This is a genomic window from Pseudomonas sp. 18058, assembly GCF_902706155.1.
GTDB lineage: Bacteria > Pseudomonadota > Gammaproteobacteria > Pseudomonadales > Pseudomonadaceae > Aquipseudomonas > Aquipseudomonas rustica.
Map to the genome: position 1 here is coordinate 47,480 of NZ_CACSJY010000037.1, position 14,709 is coordinate 62,188.

11 protein-coding genes are annotated in these 14,709 nt (G+C 61.4%); 8 read left to right on the top strand and 3 right to left on the bottom strand.

The window, feature by feature from the left end; genetic code table 11:
* Nucleotides 1–84 precede the first annotated feature (84 nt).
* From cobW to GVL50_RS19430, 4 genes are all read left to right on the top strand, one after another.
* Nucleotides 85–1,158: a cobalamin biosynthesis protein CobW gene (gene cobW, locus GVL50_RS19415; protein ID WP_159814779.1), complete on the top strand. Its 1,074-nt coding sequence runs from the start codon at nucleotides 85–87 to the stop codon at nucleotides 1,156–1,158.
* A gap of 3 nt (nucleotides 1,159–1,161) precedes the next feature.
* Nucleotides 1,162–5,010, top strand: a complete 3,849-nt coding sequence (cobN, locus tag GVL50_RS19420; protein WP_159814780.1) for a cobaltochelatase subunit CobN — start codon at nucleotides 1,162–1,164, stop codon at nucleotides 5,008–5,010.
* A 537-nt stretch (nucleotides 5,011–5,547) separates the two neighbouring features.
* Nucleotides 5,548–6,549 (top strand): ATP-binding protein, encoded by a 1,002-nt coding sequence (locus tag GVL50_RS19425; protein ID WP_159814781.1) that lies wholly within the window; start codon nucleotides 5,548–5,550, stop codon nucleotides 6,547–6,549.
* The gene (locus GVL50_RS19430; RefSeq protein WP_371926019.1) at nucleotides 6,531–7,214 is read left to right on the top strand and encodes a VWA domain-containing protein; all 684 of its coding nucleotides are present in this window, start codon (nucleotides 6,531–6,533) and stop codon (nucleotides 7,212–7,214) included. Before GVL50_RS19425 ends, GVL50_RS19430 begins: the two co-directional genes overlap by 19 nt.
* A 181-nt stretch (nucleotides 7,215–7,395) precedes the next feature.
* Here GVL50_RS19430 and GVL50_RS19435 read toward each other — a convergent pair whose 3' ends face one another.
* The gene (locus tag GVL50_RS19435) at nucleotides 7,396–7,713 is read right to left on the bottom strand and encodes a YqjD family protein (RefSeq protein ID WP_008088645.1); all 318 of its coding nucleotides are present in this window, start codon (nucleotides 7,711–7,713) and stop codon (nucleotides 7,396–7,398) included.
* Nucleotides 7,714–7,866: 153 nt separating this feature from the next.
* Here GVL50_RS19435 and GVL50_RS19440 point away from each other — a divergent pair, with 153 nt between their 5' ends.
* Complete coding sequence (locus GVL50_RS19440) at nucleotides 7,867–8,121, top strand: hypothetical protein (RefSeq protein WP_053120827.1); 255 nt, start codon at nucleotides 7,867–7,869, stop codon at nucleotides 8,119–8,121.
* Nucleotides 8,122–8,125: 4 nt separating this feature from the next.
* Here GVL50_RS19440 and GVL50_RS19445 read toward each other — a convergent pair whose 3' ends face one another.
* Nucleotides 8,126–9,040: a LysR family transcriptional regulator gene (locus GVL50_RS19445; protein WP_053120825.1), complete on the bottom strand. Its 915-nt coding sequence runs from the start codon at nucleotides 9,038–9,040 to the stop codon at nucleotides 8,126–8,128.
* Between the two features lie 84 nt (nucleotides 9,041–9,124).
* Between GVL50_RS19445 and GVL50_RS19450 the strand changes: the two genes are divergently transcribed.
* Both GVL50_RS19450 and GVL50_RS19455 read left to right on the top strand, forming a co-directional pair.
* Nucleotides 9,125–10,048 carry a carbon-nitrogen hydrolase family protein gene (locus GVL50_RS19450; RefSeq protein WP_159814783.1) on the top strand — a complete coding sequence of 308 codons (924 nt, stop codon included), beginning with the start codon at nucleotides 9,125–9,127 and terminating at the stop codon, nucleotides 10,046–10,048.
* Nucleotides 10,049–10,538: 490 nt separating this feature from the next.
* Nucleotides 10,539–12,458 carry a tyrosine-protein phosphatase gene (locus GVL50_RS19455; RefSeq protein ID WP_159814784.1) on the top strand — a complete coding sequence of 640 codons (1,920 nt, stop codon included), beginning with the start codon at nucleotides 10,539–10,541 and terminating at the stop codon, nucleotides 12,456–12,458.
* Between the two features lie 302 nt (nucleotides 12,459–12,760).
* Here the strand turns inward: GVL50_RS19455 and GVL50_RS19460 are convergent, their stop codons facing one another.
* A complete protein-coding gene (locus tag GVL50_RS19460; protein ID WP_159814785.1) occupies nucleotides 12,761–13,732 on the bottom strand; it encodes an AraC family transcriptional regulator in 972 nt (323 codons plus the stop codon).
* A gap of 268 nt (nucleotides 13,733–14,000) precedes the next feature.
* Between GVL50_RS19460 and GVL50_RS19465 the strand changes: the two genes are divergently transcribed.
* A partial coding sequence (locus GVL50_RS19465) for a 2OG-Fe(II) oxygenase (protein ID WP_159814786.1) occupies nucleotides 14,001–14,709 on the top strand: 709 nt, incomplete at its 3' end.

A 14,709-nucleotide genomic window follows, 5' to 3' on the forward strand; every position in this document is an offset into this window, starting at 1 on the left:
TGATCCGGTGGCGAACTCTCCGGGCACGCACGCGCGTTGCCGGTTCTCGTCCCGTATGCCCGCCGCTTGCCAAAGGGCATACCGATGAAAACACTGGCCAAACTCCCCGTCACCATCGTCACCGGCTTCCTCGGCTCGGGCAAAACCACGCTGCTGCGGCACATGCTCGACAACGCGCAGGGCCGTCGCATCGCGGTGATCGTCAACGAGTTTGGCGAGTTGGGCATCGACGGTGAAATCCTCAAGCAATGCACCATCGGTTGCAGCGAAGAAGAAGCGGTTGGCCGCGTTTACGAACTGGCCAACGGCTGCCTGTGCTGCACCGTTCAGGAAGAGTTCTTTCCGGTGATGCGCGAACTGGTTGCCCGTCGCGGCGACCTCGACCACATCCTCATCGAAACCTCGGGTCTGGCCCTGCCAAAACCACTGGTGCAAGCCTTCCAGTGGCCGGAAATCCGCAGCGCCTGCACCGTTGATGCGGTGATCACCGTGGTCGACAGCCCGGCCGTGGCCGCCGGCACCTTCGCCGCGTTCCCGGATCAGGTCGACGCGCAGCGCAAACTCGACCCGAACCTCGATCACGAATCACCACTGCACGAGCTGTTCGCTGATCAACTGGCCAGCGCCGACCTGGTAATCCTCAACAAGGCCGACCAGACCAGCCCGGAAGACCTCGCTCGCGTTCGCGCTGAAGTCTCCGAAGAATTGCCGCCCGCCGTCAAAATCATCGAAGCCAGCAACGGTCGTGTGCCGCTCGACGTGTTGATCGGTCTCGGCGCCAGTTCCGAAGAGCACATCGACAGCCGCCACAGCCATCACGATCACCACCACGGTGAAGGCGATGACGACCACGATGACCACGATCACGACGCTTTCGATTCGATCTCCATCGAACTGCCGCAAGCCGACGAAAGTCTGCTGCTCGACGCCCTGACGCAACTGGTGGTCAAGCACGGCATCCTCCGTGTCAAAGGTTTCGCGGCGATTCCGAACAAGCCAATGCGTTTGCTGATTCAGGGCGTGGGCACGCGTTTCGACAAGCATTTCGACCGTCAGTGGGGCGCCGATGAAGCGCGCGTCACGCGTCTGGTGTTGATCGGTCAGGAACTCGACGCCACCCAACTCGAAGCGCAACTGCGCGCCGCGCTCAGCGTTTAAACCATGCACCTGCTCAGGACTCAGCCCGGCGGTTTCGTCTCGGATGACAACATTGCCGACCTTGGCCAAACCCCCGCCGAGCTGGTGATCCTGTGCAGCGGCGACTCCAGTCTGGCGCTGCTCGCCGAAGCGGCGCAGCAGTTGCCCGAGGATTATCCGAGCCTGCGGCTGGCCAATCCGATGCAGGTGCAGAATCACGCTTCGGTCGATTTGTACGTCGATGAAGTGCTGCGCCACGCCAAGGTGATTTTGATTTCGCTGCACGGCGGCATCGCCTATTGGCGGTATGGCGTCGAGCGTCTGGTCGAGTTGGCCGAACGCGGTGTGCAGGTGATTCTGGTGCCGGGCGATGACCGTCCCGATCCGGAGCTCAGCGACTTGAGCACCGTTAATGCCGAGGATCGCGACCGCCTCTGGCAGTTCCTGCGTCAGGGCGGCCTAAGCAATGCACTGGATTTCTTTCGTTGCATGGCCAACCGTTGGCTCGCCCGCGATTACGCATGGGATGAGCCGCAAACCCTGCCGCGCACGGCGATTTACCACCCGACTAAAAACACCGCTGCACTGAGTGACTGGCAAGCCGAATGGCGGCCTGAGCAACCGGTCGCAGCGGTGTTGTTTTACCGCTCGCATTTGCAAGCGGCGAACACCGCGTTCATCGATGTTTTCTGCCAACGCTTGCAGGCAGCGGGGCTTAATCCGCTGCCGATTGCGGTGGCCAGTTTGAAAGAACCCGGCTGCTTGGCGGTGGTCGAGGATTGGCTGGATGAAGTCGAGGCGGGGGTGATTTTGAACACCACCGGTTTCGCCCAGTCCAGCCCCGAAGCGCCGCACCTGCGGCCGTTTCGCCGCAACATTCCGGTGATTCAGGCGATCTGCGCTCAAGACAACGAGCCCGGTTGGCGCGACAGCGAGCAGGGCCTCGGCCCGCGTGATCTGGCGATGCACATTGCCTTACCAGAACTCGACGGACGCATCATCAGCCGGCCGATCAGCTTCAAGGATCTGGCGTGGCGCAGCGAGCGCAGTCAGTCCGATGTGGTCTGCTACCGCGCGCAACCTGAGCGCATGGATTTTGTCGCTGAACTGGCGCGGCGCTGGATCGATCTGGCGCGGGTGCCGAACGCTGAAAAACGCATCGCGTTGATTCTTGCCAACTACCCGACCCGCGATGGGCGCATCGGTAATGGCGTCGGCCTCGACACCCCGGCAGCGGCGCTGAATATTCTTCGCGCGTTGCAGGCCGAGGGTTATCCGATCACGGCAGAGTTGCCGGGCAGCGGCACCGAGTTGATCCAGCAATTGCTCGGTGGCGTCAGCAACGATCTCGACACGATTGACCTGCGCCCGTGCCAGCAAAGTCTGGCGATGGACGCTTATTTAGCGATGTTCAACGCACTGCCCGAAGCCAATCGCGCTGCGGTGATCGAGCGCTGGGGATCGCCGCATAACGATCCGATGTGCCGCGACGGCCGCATGATGATCGCCGGTCTGCGCTTCGGCCTGACCTTCGTCGGCATTCAACCTGCGCGCGGTTATCAGGTTGATCCGAGCGCGGTTTATCACGATCCGGATCTGGTGCCGCCGCACGGCTATCTGGCGTTCTATTTCTGGTTGCGCAACACCTACGGCGCCCACGGCGTGATCCACGTCGGCAAGCACGGCAACCTCGAATGGCTGCCGGGCAAAGGCGTCGGGCTCTCGGAGAACTGCTGGCCGGACGCGCTGCTCGGGCCGCTGCCGAATATCTATCCGTTTATCGTCAACGATCCGGGCGAGGGCGCCCAAGCCAAGCGGCGCACGCAAGCGGTGATCATCGACCACCTGATGCCGCCGCTGACCCGCGCCGAAACCTACGGGCCGTTGCGCAATCTGGAGCTGTTGGCCGACGAATATTACGAGGCGCAACTGCTTGATCCGCGCCGCGCGCGTGAGTTGCAGCGCGACATTCTGCAACTGGTGCGCGACACGCAGATTGATCGTGAGTTGCAGCTGGATGCCGGGCTGGACAGTGACGCCGATGCGGCGATCTGGTTGCCGCGTCTGGACACGTATTTGTGTGATCTGAAGGAATCGCAGATTCGCGATGGTCTGCACATTTTTGGCGAATCGCCGACGGGGCGCTTGCGCATTGATACGTTGCTGGCGTTGCTGCGGATTCCACGGGGGGACGGCAAAGGCGCGCAATCGAGTCTATTGCGAGCACTCGCCAAGGCATTCGAACTGGGTTTCGATCCACTCGATTGTGCGTTGGCCGAGCCATGGACAGGCCCGCGTCCCGAAGCGCTGCAATCGCAAAGCGACGAATCCTGGCGCACCGCCGGCGACACCCGCGAACGCCTGGAACTCTTCGCCACAACCCTAATCTCCGAAACACTACAAACCCCCTGTAGGAGTGAGCCTGCTCGCGATAGCGGAGTGTCAGCCAATATTGATTTTACTGACACACCGCTATCGCGAGCAGGCTCACTCCTACAGGAACCGCGTTGGGCGGAGGTCTGCGCAATCATCGACAACTTGCGCGAAGTCGTCGCCCCACGCCTCGACGCCTGCGGCCCCGCCGAAATGCGTGGCCTGCTCGACGCCCTCAGCGGCCGCTTCGTGCCCGCCGGCCCCAGCGGCGCACCGAGCCGTGGCCGCCTCGACGTCCTGCCCACCGGGCGCAATTTCTACTCGGTCGACGTGCGCAACCTGCCCACCACCACTGCGTGGCGCATCGGTTTCCAGTCGGCCACGTTGATCCTCGAACGCCACCTGCAAGACCACGGCGATCACTTGCGCCAACTCGGCCTCTCCGTGTGGGGCACCGCGACCATGCGCACCGGCGGTGACGACATCGCTCAGGCCATGGCGCTGATGGGCGTGCGTCCGGTGTGGGCGACGGGCAGTCAGCGTGTCGACGATTTCGAGATTCTGCCGTTGAGCCTGCTCGACCGCCCGCGTGTCGACGTCACCCTGCGCGTCTCCGGATTCTTCCGCGATGCCTTCGCCAATCTGATTCGCCTGTTCGACGCCGCCGTGCAAGCCGTTGCCGCGCTGGATGAGCCGGATGACCTCAACCCATTGGCCGCGAAAGTCCGCGCCGAACGCGAGGCGCTGCTGCAATCGGGCGTCGATGAAGACACTGCACGACGTCAGGCCGGTTGGCGGATTTTCGGCGCCAAACCCGGTGCCTACGGCGCGGGCGTGCAGGGCGCCATTGACGGTCGTTTGTGGCAGAGCCGCGACGATCTCGCCGAGGTTTATCTGAACTGGGGCGCTTACGCTTACGGCGGTTCCGACGAAGGCACCGCCGCCCGCGAACAGTTCGTCCAGCGCCTGAGCCAGGTGCAAGCGGTGCTGCAGAATCAGGACAATCGCGAGCACGACTTGCTCGATTCCAACGACTACTACCAATTCCAGGGCGGCATGCTCGCCGCCGTCGAAACGTTGCGCGGCGAAGCGGCGGCCAGTTATCACGGCGACCACAGTCAGCCGGATCTGCCGAAAATCCGCACCTTGAAGGAAGAGCTGAACCGGGTGATTCGCTCGCGGGCGGCCAATCCGAAATGGATCGACGGGGTCAAGCGGCACGGCTACAAAGGCGCGTTTGAATTGGCGGCGACGGTCGACAACCTGTTCGCGTTTGATGCGACGACGCAGTTGATCGATGATCACCAATACGCGTTGCTGGCGGATGCGTATTTGCTCGATCCAGCGACGCGGGATTTTGTCCGCGAGCATAATCCGCATGCGCTGCGTGATATGACTGAGCGGATGCTAGAGGCGCAGCAGCGCGGGATGTGGCAGGAGCCGGGGGCTTATAAAGAGGCGCTGGAGAATTTGTTGTTGGATATAGAAGAAGATGTGTAGCCGGTTAAAAGCTACCCTCACCCCAGCCCTCTCCCGGAGGGAGAGGGAGCCGATTTGTGGGGTGTTCAAAACTTAAGTTCGACTCGATATATCAAGGCGGCGTAACTCGCCAGAACACCTCAGCCAGTTACTTTTCACTAGTGAAAGGGAGAGGGCCGATTTGTGTAGTTTCGAAACTTGAGTTCAACTCGATCTATCAGGTCGGCGTAACTCTAGAGAACACCTCGGTCAGTTCCTTTACACCAGGGAGAGGGAGAGGGCCGATTTGTGTAGTTTCGAAACTTGAGTTCAACTCGATCTATCAGGTCGGCGTAACTCCAGAGAACACATCGGTCAGTTCCTTTACACCAGTGAGAGGGAGAGGGCCGATTTGTGTAGTTTCGAAACTTGAGTTCGACTCAATCTATCAGGTCGGCGTAACTCCAGAGAACACCTCGGTCAGTTCCCTCTCCCTCCGGGAGAGGGCTAGGGTGAGGGCCACCCCAACTGACACCCACACCCCCAAGCACACCAAAGGCCGCGAACGAGAAAATCCAAATGACCGACACCCCGCATTTCCCCCTCTCCGCCGTGGTCGGCGCCGATGACTTGAAACTCGCCCTGTGCCTCACCGCCATCGACCCGAAAATCGGCGGCGTGCTCATCGAAGGCCCGCGCGGCATGGCCAAATCGACCCTGGCCCGTGGCCTCGCCGATCTGCTCGCCAGCGGCCAGTTCGTCACCTTGCCGCTGGGCGCCACCGAGGAACGTCTGGTCGGCACCCTCGACCTCGACGCCGCTCTCAGCGATGGCCGCGCGCAATTCTCTCCCGGCGTTTTGGCAAAGGCCGACGGCGGTGTGCTTTACGTCGATGAGGTCAATCTGCTGCCCGATCACCTCGTCGATCTGCTCCTCGACGTCGCCGCCAGCGGCACCAACCTGATCGAGCGCGACGGCATTTCCCATCGCCACTCGGCGCGGTTTGTGCTGATCGGCACGATGAACCCGGAAGAGGGCGAGTTGCGTCCACAATTGCTCGACCGTTTCGGTTTCAACGTCGCCCTCAGCGGCCACACCGCGCCGACCGAGCGCGGGCAAATCATTCGACGTCGGCTGGATTTCGACAGCGATCCGCAAGGGTTTTGCGCGCAGTGGGAAACCCAGCAACAAGCCCTGCGCGAGCGTTGCGAGCATGCGCGAAGTGCATTGGCCAACATCCCGCTGGACGACGCCGCACTGGAGCAGATCACTGAGCGTTGCTTCGCTGCCGGCGTCGATGGATTGCGCGCGGATCTGGTGTGGTTGCGCGCCGCTCGGGCGCACGCGGCATGGCGCGGTGCAGAGGCGATCAGCGAAGCGGATATCGACGCCGTTGCTGAATTCGCACTGCGCCATCGCCGTCGCGAGCAGACCGCGTCGAGTCCGCAACAACCACCGCAATCGCCGAGCAACGCACAATCCGAACCAAGCGAAGGGCAGGGGCAGTGGGGCGACATGCCCGCGCCGGCCCTCGCCACCGGTGCTCGCCGCGAAGTGCCGAGCTGGCCAAAAAAGCCTTAGGCATTCGCTCCCGATCCGACGCGGGGGCGAATGCCAGACCACGCGCTGGTCGGCTGAACAACGGACGCCAAGGCAAACGCCACGCCGCTCGCAGCGGCTCGGTGAACTGGCCGGCGACGCTGCTCAACGGCCGCCCGCAAACTCGCGCCGATTTGCTCTTTCAATTGCGCACCCGTACGCCGCATGAGTTGTGGCTGGTGATCGTCGATGCCTCGGCGTCTACCCGCCGGCACCAGGCCTTGAGCGATGCCAAAGGTCTGCTCGCGCAATTGTTCGATGATGCTTATCGCCAACGCGCGCGGTTGGCGTTGTTGACGGCCAGCGGATCGGCGCCGAAGTGGCGGGTGCAGGGGTTGAAAGCGTCCAGTGATTTGCGCGTTTGGCTTGATGCCTTGGGCGCGGGCGGTGGCACGCCGTTGGTGGCGGCGTTGGCACAGGCGCAGCAATGGCTGACGGTGCGGCGCAAGCGTTTTCCGGCCGAGCAGCAGCGCTTGCTGGTGGTCACGGATGGGCGGTTGAAGGCGTGGACGGGGTTGCCGGCGCTGGCGTGTCCGGGGCTGTTGATCGATATCGAGCGTGGGCCGATTCGATTGGGGCGGGCGCGGGAATTGGCGGCGGGGCTGGCGGCCGAGTATCGGCATATTGATGAGCTGCTGTCGGTCTGACATTTGCGTTGTCTGATCGGGCCTCTTCGCGAGCAAGCTCGGCTCCTACAGGTTTTGCGGCGGCCTGGCTTTTGTAGGAGCAAGGCTTGCCCGCGATTGCAGCACCTCAATCTCCAGCATCCACACAAAAAAATGCCAGTCAGCAGAACTGACTGGCATTCGCTTCAATCGCGCAGAAAAATCAACGACGACCGAGCAGCAACCCCACCACCAGACCAAAACCGGCCGAGATGGCCACGGTCTGCCATGGATGGCCGCCGATGTAGCTTTCGGTGGCGTCTACCGCTGGCTTGGTACGGTCGCGCACGCTCGACACCGATTCCAGTGCCTGCTGCAATTTCTGGGCGATTTGCCCGCGCAGGGTTTCCGCTTCCTCGCCAACCAGTGAAGCGCTGTTCTTCAGCAGTTTGTCGGATTCTTCGATCAACGCCTGAAGCTCACTGAAGGCTTGATCCTTGATTTGATCCTGGGCGGCTTGCACGGCGGATTTCCGGGCCATTGGGTGACTCCTTGCAGTTGAATGGACGTGATCAATGGAGTGCGACGGTGCGCGAAAAGTTGCACTGAATGTAGATCAACAGGCAAAACCTGCGCAGGAGATTTCCGCCGAGCGTGTAAGATGTCGCCATTTTACGCAGCAGGATAAATCCCCATGAGTTTCAATCTGGCCGACAAATCCCTCGCTGAGCGCGCGGCGCTCGAGGACGAGAAATCCCGTCTGTTCGAACTCTGGCAGAACAATCTGGGCAAAGCCAAAGGCGAAGCCGCGCGTTTGTTCGGCGAGCGCGGCAAGCGCAAAGGCAAATGGGCGGAATGGGTACGCTCGGAACTGGACACGATGTCGCCGCCGGAATTCGCCAACATGGTGCGCAGTGAAGTCAATCGCCTGATGGCGGCGAACAAGTAACGCCTCAGCCCGGTGTGAACGTGGCGGCAATCGCCTCTCGAACCTTCACCACCACTGGATCGATCTGTGTGCTGGTGCGCCAGCCGAGTTCGATCGGATAGCGCGGCAACGGCAGCGGGCAGGGCAGCAGCGTCAGCCCGCTGATCGCCGCGATACTCTCGGCGGCGTGCGTCGGGATGGTCGCCACTGCCTGGCTGCCCTTGAGCAGATAAGGCAGCGCGGCAAAATGCGTGGTCGAGGCGCAGACCCGACGACTCAAACCCAGCGCCGCCAACCCCTCATCGGTAATCCCGATAAATCCCCCGGACGACACCAGCAAGTGCTCGCGGGCGACGAATTCCTGCAGATCGATCTGCTGCTGACCGGGCGCCAGACTCGCCGGGTCGACCAGACACGCGTAACCGCCTTCGCCTAACACCTGACGACTGAGAAGGCGCTCGGCAAAACCGCCGGCGGTGATTGCCAGATCGATGCTGCGCTCCATCAGATCGCGGGCGACGATCTGGCTGTGGGTCTGGCGGAAGATCAGGCGCAGTTTCGGCGCGCTGCGGGCAATTTCCTCGATCAGGCGCCGGCCGTAGGCGATCTCGAAATCATCCGACAGACCCACCGTCACCGAGCGCCCCTCGTACTGCTGCGTGGTCGGGTCGACCATCGCCAGACTCTGCCGACACTTGTTCAACGCCTCGCTGACCACCGGTTTCAACTGATTGGCTTTCAGCGTTGGCGCCAGACCGCGACCGGTGCGCACGAACAATTGGTCGCCATACACATCGCGCAAACGCCGTAACGCTGCACTGACCGCCGATTGCGTCACGCCCAGACGCAGCGCGGCGCGGCTGGCGCTGGACTCTTCATGCAGGGCTTCGAAGACTTTAAGCAGATTGAGGTCGACGGTGGCGATATTCATAAGGCTCATATCATTCAGCAGTGAATCGGGCTTTATTCATGATCCCGTGCGGCCGGAGAATCAGCAACACCTGATCTTATGGAGTGAACTGGCATGGCCAAATCAATTGTTGCTGCGCTGCAAATCGGCTCCTTGCCGGGTGGCAAAGGCGAAACCCTCGAACAGATTCTCAGTTATGAAGCGGCCATCGTTGAGTCCGGCGCGGCATTGGTGGTGATGCCGGAAGCGCTGCTCGGTGGTTATCCGAAAGGCGAGGGTTTTGGTACGCAATTGGGCTATCGCTTGCCGGAAGGGCGCGAAGCGTATGCGCGGTATTTTGCCAACGCCATCGATGTGCCGGGTGTCGAGACTGAAGCGCTGGCCGGTTTGTCGGCGCGCACTGGCGCCAATCTGGTAATCGGCGTGATTGAGTGCGCGGGCAGCACGTTGTATTGCACGGTGCTGTATATCGATCCGCACGAGGGTTTGGTCGGCAAGCACCGAAAGCTGATGCCGACCGGTACTGAACGGCTGATCTGGGGCAAGGGCGATGGCTCGACGCTGCCAGTGCTCGACACGCAGGTGGGCAAGCTCGGCGCGTTGGTCTGCTGGGAAAACATGATGCCGCTGCTGCGCACCGCGATGTATGCCAAGGGCGTAGAAGTGTGGTGCGCGCCGACGGTTGATGAGCGTGAAATGTGGCAGGTCAGCATGCGCCACATTGCTCATGAAGGGCGCTGTTTTGTGGTGAGCGCGTGCCAGGTGCAAGCGTCGCCGCGCGAGTTGGGTGTGGACGTTGCCAACTGGCCCGCCGAGCGCCCATTGATTGCCGGCGGCAGCGTGATCATCGGGCCGATGGGCGACGTCCTGGCCGGGCCGCTGCGCAATGAAGCCGGCCTGATCAGCGCAGAAATCGACACGGATGATTTGATCCGCGCGCGTTACGACTACGACGTCGTCGGCCACTACGCCCGCCCGGACATCTTCGAACTCAGCGTCGACGAACGCGCAAAACCAGGCGTGCGGTTCACCCAATAACCCCAAACCACCGCGGACTTTGTAGGAGCCGAGCTTGCCCGCGAAAGCGGTGTGTCAGCCAGCATCACCGTCACTGACCCACCGCCTTCGCGAGCAAGCTCAGCTCCTACAATGTTCGGCGGTGCTCATACATCCATCAGACACACAATACCTGTGGGAGCGGGCTTGCTCGCGAAAGCGGTATGCCAGTTGATATCACCGTCGCTGACCCAACGCTTTCGCGAGCAAGCTCAGCTCCTACAATGTTCGGCGGTGCCCATACATTCAACAGACACACACCATCCCTGTAGGAGCCAAGCTTGCTCGCGAAAGCGATATCCCGGCCAACAACCAACCCAACTGACACCCCAAAATTCAATCCCCCACAGCCCAATCACGCAGCAGACGGCCCAATCGCGCAGCCATTTCGCGACAAACCGAAACTGTCATATTCAGTATCACTTCGCTCCGCATAGTCAGCAGCCCAACGCTTAAACAATGAGGCTGCACCGTGTTTCAACGTCTTGTGTGTTCGCTGTCCGTACTGAGCCTGTCCATCGCCGCTGCTCACGCTGCCGAGTCCGTGCCCCTCGACACGCCGCGCTTGGAAAGCATCGACAACTTCCGCGATGTCGCCGGCATCACCACTGCCTATTCCACCGCCCACGACGGCACCATGCGCGCGGGCGTGTTCTACCGCTCCAACGCGATCACGCCGTCGGCGGCGGACTTGGCGACGCTCAACAGCCTTGGCATCAAAGCCGTCTACGACCTGCGCACCCCGAGCGAAATCGCCGGCACGCCCGACACCATGCTCAACGGCGCGAACTACCAAAACATCGACATCATCGGCGCCACCACCTCCGGCTCGAACATTACCAACATCAGTTTCAACAGCGCCGCCGACGCCGTCGCCATGATGGAACAGACCAACCGTGCTTTCGTCAACGATGCCGGCATGCGCAGCCAGTTCGGCACGCTGTTCAACGCACTCGCCAGCGTCGATGCCGCGCAACTGTTCCACTGCACCGCCGGTAAAGACCGCACCGGCTGGACCGCCGCCGTGTTGCAAAGCATCGCCGGTGTCGACAACGCAACCATCATGGCCAACTACCTCGCGACCAACGACTACACCGCCGCCCGCGTCGCCGCCACGCTGAAAGCCATGCCGCCAAGCATGGCCGCCGTCTACGGGCCGCTGCTCGGCGTGCAGGCCAGCTACTTGCAGGCCGGTCTCGACGAAGTCACCGCGCAATACGGCACGATGGACAACTACCTCAAACAAGGCCTCGGCCTGTCGCAGGAAACCATCTACGTCCTGCGCGGCAAACTCGTCGAATACAACAGCCTGCCGGGTCAGGCCGGACTGATCGGCAACGCCGCTGCCGGCGCCGAACTGCTCCGCGAATTACAGAACACCAATCTGTCCGGCACCTACAGCGCCTACAACTATTACCTGCAATCGGCCATCGACGCCGGCACCCTCGGCGGTGTCGAATCCCAGGTCGGCGGCCAGGTGCACGCCGACGCCGCCAGCTACTTGCTGCGCCAAAACGCGATGATCGAACAAGCCGCCGCACCGTTCGCCAGCGGCACCGACCTCAAAGTCGGCCAATACCGCTTGTGGACGACCGCGCTGGCCGGTTACCTCGGCACCGACGGCTCGTCCCATGCCGAAAGCAGCAACGAACACAGCCAAGGCCTGATGGTCGGGGTCACGCAACGCTTCAGCGAACAACTCAGCGCACGCGGCGGTTTCGGCTACAGCAAAGGCACCGTCGGCGGTGCGGGTGGCGAAGCCGACACCGACTTCACTTTCCTCAACGTCGGCGCCCGCTACGGCTTCACCAGCCTGGAACAAGGCCTGTTCCTCGACGCCAACGCCAGCGCCGGCTACGTCGACTACGACAGCAAACGCGACCTCGGCGGCGGCCTCGGCTCAGCGAAGGGCGACACCCACGGCAACCTCACCGGTGCCACCTTGGCCCTCGGCTACCGCGCCCCGGTCAACGGCATGGTTTTCGAGCCGAGCCTCGGCTTCCGAGTCAGCCACCTCGACCTCAACGGCTTCAAAGAGAAGGGCAGCGAACTCGCCCTCGACGTCGACGACAACACCGCCACCCGCCGCAGCGCCGTCGCCAACCTCAACGTCGGCTTCGCCCCGGTGGCGATGGGCGCATGGCAACTGGTGCCGGGCGTACAAGTGGGTTACGAACGCACACTGGGGGATAACGAAGTCGACAGCCAGAGCCACCTGCTAGGGCTGGATATCGAACAACGCGCCGCCTTCGACAACCGCGACCAATTCAGCGGCGGGGTAAACGTCAGGGCCAACCTCGGCGCCCTGAGCCTGGGCGCAGAAATCGGCGCCAACGGCGGCGGCGACAGCCACGGCTTCAACGGCGGCCTAAAAGCGAGCTACGCCTTCTAATAAAAGCGAGGTCAAGGACGACCCCGCTCCAAAACACACCGCAAAACCCAATGTGGGAGCGGGCTTGCTCGCGAAAGCGCCAGATCAGCCAACATCAAATCGACTGACCCACCGCCTTCGCGAGCAAGCCCGCTCCCACAAATTGCGTTCTAACCAAAAATCTTCAAACCACCCCAAAACCCCTGTGGTGAGGGGATTTATCCCCGACGGGTCGCGCAGCGGCCCCAAGAAATGGGCCTGCTACGCAGTCCATCGGGGATAAATCCCCTCGCCACAATTAACCCCACAGCTTCAAAATCCAATCACCCCCGAGCCCGAAACTCCGCCGGACTCACCCCATAAGCCCCCTGAAAATACTGACAAAACCGCCCCACATTACTAAACCCAAACCTCAACGCCACCTCCGTCACCGACCCCGACTCCCGCCGCGCCAGCACCTCATAAGCCCGCTCCAGCCGCACCTGCCGCTGATACGCCACAATCGACGTCCCGACAAACCGCCGAAACCCCTCCTGCAACGCCCGCTGACTCACATTGCTCAACCGCGCCAGATCCACACCACTCACTAACTGCTCCGGATGCGCCTGAATAAACTCCACCGCCAACTTCACATGCCGTGGCGCGACCATCGGCGCCGGCCGCCGCAGCGCCTCGGTGAAATTGTGCGGCCATGCCTCCAGCACCGCATCAATCAACATCTCGCGCAACCGCGACGGCATCAACGTCCCGCTGTTGATCAGCGCATCAAACTCCGCGCCCGTCGCCAGATCAATCAGCGCTTTGATCCCCTGAAACGCCGCCGAATCCAGATTCACACTCGGCTCAAACACAATCCTCTCCAGAATCGGTTTACCCAACAGCGCCGACAAACGCTCCGTCAACTGATGCCGATTCACCGAAATTCCATGATGCGCATGATCATCAAAAAACCGCATCGAGCGAATCTCAGCTTTATCAATCGCCAGCCCCACCTGCGTCACGCCCACAGACTCCGTCGCATGGTTAAAAACAATCTTGCCCGCCGTAGGAATGACAAACGTAATCTCATCCTGCTGATCCGGAAAAGACACCGTGAAATCACCGTGATAATGCATCCGCCGAAAACTCACACCATCGTGCCGCCCGTAAACCCCGCCAATAATGATGTTCGACGGCAGCGGCGGATTATCGGCATAGCGATTACCAAACAACTTCGAAAAAAGTGCACCGAAATCGTCCGAACGGAGGTTGTCGGAGCGCAGGATAATTTGCTGGCGGACGGGAGTCGGAAACACCGTGGCGGCACCTTCGTGTGGGGGCTCTAGGACAGGGGTGTAGGGGTAGGGCGCCGAGGAGATTAGCAGAGGAAATATGACCAGTTTGTGACAGCCGGAAACATGTCGTTACAGCGCCACAGCACGTTTCGGAAAAGTACACTCGGCAGGCCATTGCCGACATGGCAACCTGCTCGCCACTGAACTTAGCGCACAAACAGCGGCACCGCGCCGAGCGCCCGGCCCTGTTTGACGTGACCTGAAAGACTTGAAGAACATTGGAGCGGCAATGCAAGCCAACACGCAAACACTCCCCATCACCCTGACCCCGGAACTCGACTTCGACCAAAACGCCGCCAGCGCTTTCGGCGAATCGCTGACCAGCGAATACACCCAAGCCACGCCATTCCCGCACATCGTCATCGACAACTTCCTGCAAGCAGACGTCATCGCCAGCATCCGCCAACACTTCCCGGTCGAACCGACCAACAACGAACAAATCTACGAGCGCGGCTACAAAGGCCAACTCAAACGCCAGATCAGCCCCAACGCCTGCAGCCCCTACCTGAAGAACGTGTTCAACACCTTCAACTCCGCACCGATGCTGGAATTCCTCGAAAAACTCACCGGCATACAAGGGTTGATTCCAGATCCTTATTTCGCGGGCGGCGGATTACACGAAACCAAAACCGGCGGCTTCCTGGGCGTGCACTCGGATTTTCGGCTGAACAAAAAGCTCAACGTAGAGCGACGGTTGAACGTGATTATTTACCTGACCGAGGACTGGCAGGAAGCGTACGGCGGCAACCTGGAGCTTTGGGATGTGGGGATGAAGAAATGCCTGAAGAAGGTGCTGCCGGTTTATAACCGGTGTGTGATTTTTAATACGGATAAGGATAGTAACCACGGGCATCCGGAGCCGTTGACTACGCCGGAGCACATCACTCGGCGGTCGATTGCGCTTTATTACTACACGGCGAGTGGGGCGGGTGGGGAGC

Coding starts and splice junctions, on each gene's coding strand:
- GVL50_RS19445 (WP_053120825.1), bottom strand. CDS start 9,040: ATGAGCCTTATGAATATCGCCACCGTCGACCTCAATCTGCTTAAAGTC.
- cobN (WP_159814780.1), top strand. CDS start 1,162: ATGCACCTGCTCAGGACTCAGCCCGGCGGTTTCGTCTCGGATGACAAC.
- cobW (WP_159814779.1), top strand. CDS start 85: ATGAAAACACTGGCCAAACTCCCCGTCACCATCGTCACCGGCTTCCTC.
- GVL50_RS19425 (WP_159814781.1), top strand. CDS start 5,548: ATGACCGACACCCCGCATTTCCCCCTCTCCGCCGTGGTCGGCGCCGAT.
- GVL50_RS19450 (WP_159814783.1), top strand. CDS start 9,125: ATGGCCAAATCAATTGTTGCTGCGCTGCAAATCGGCTCCTTGCCGGGT.
- GVL50_RS19435 (WP_008088645.1), bottom strand. CDS start 7,713: ATGGCCCGGAAATCCGCCGTGCAAGCCGCCCAGGATCAAATCAAGGAT.
- GVL50_RS19440 (WP_053120827.1), top strand. CDS start 7,867: ATGAGTTTCAATCTGGCCGACAAATCCCTCGCTGAGCGCGCGGCGCTC.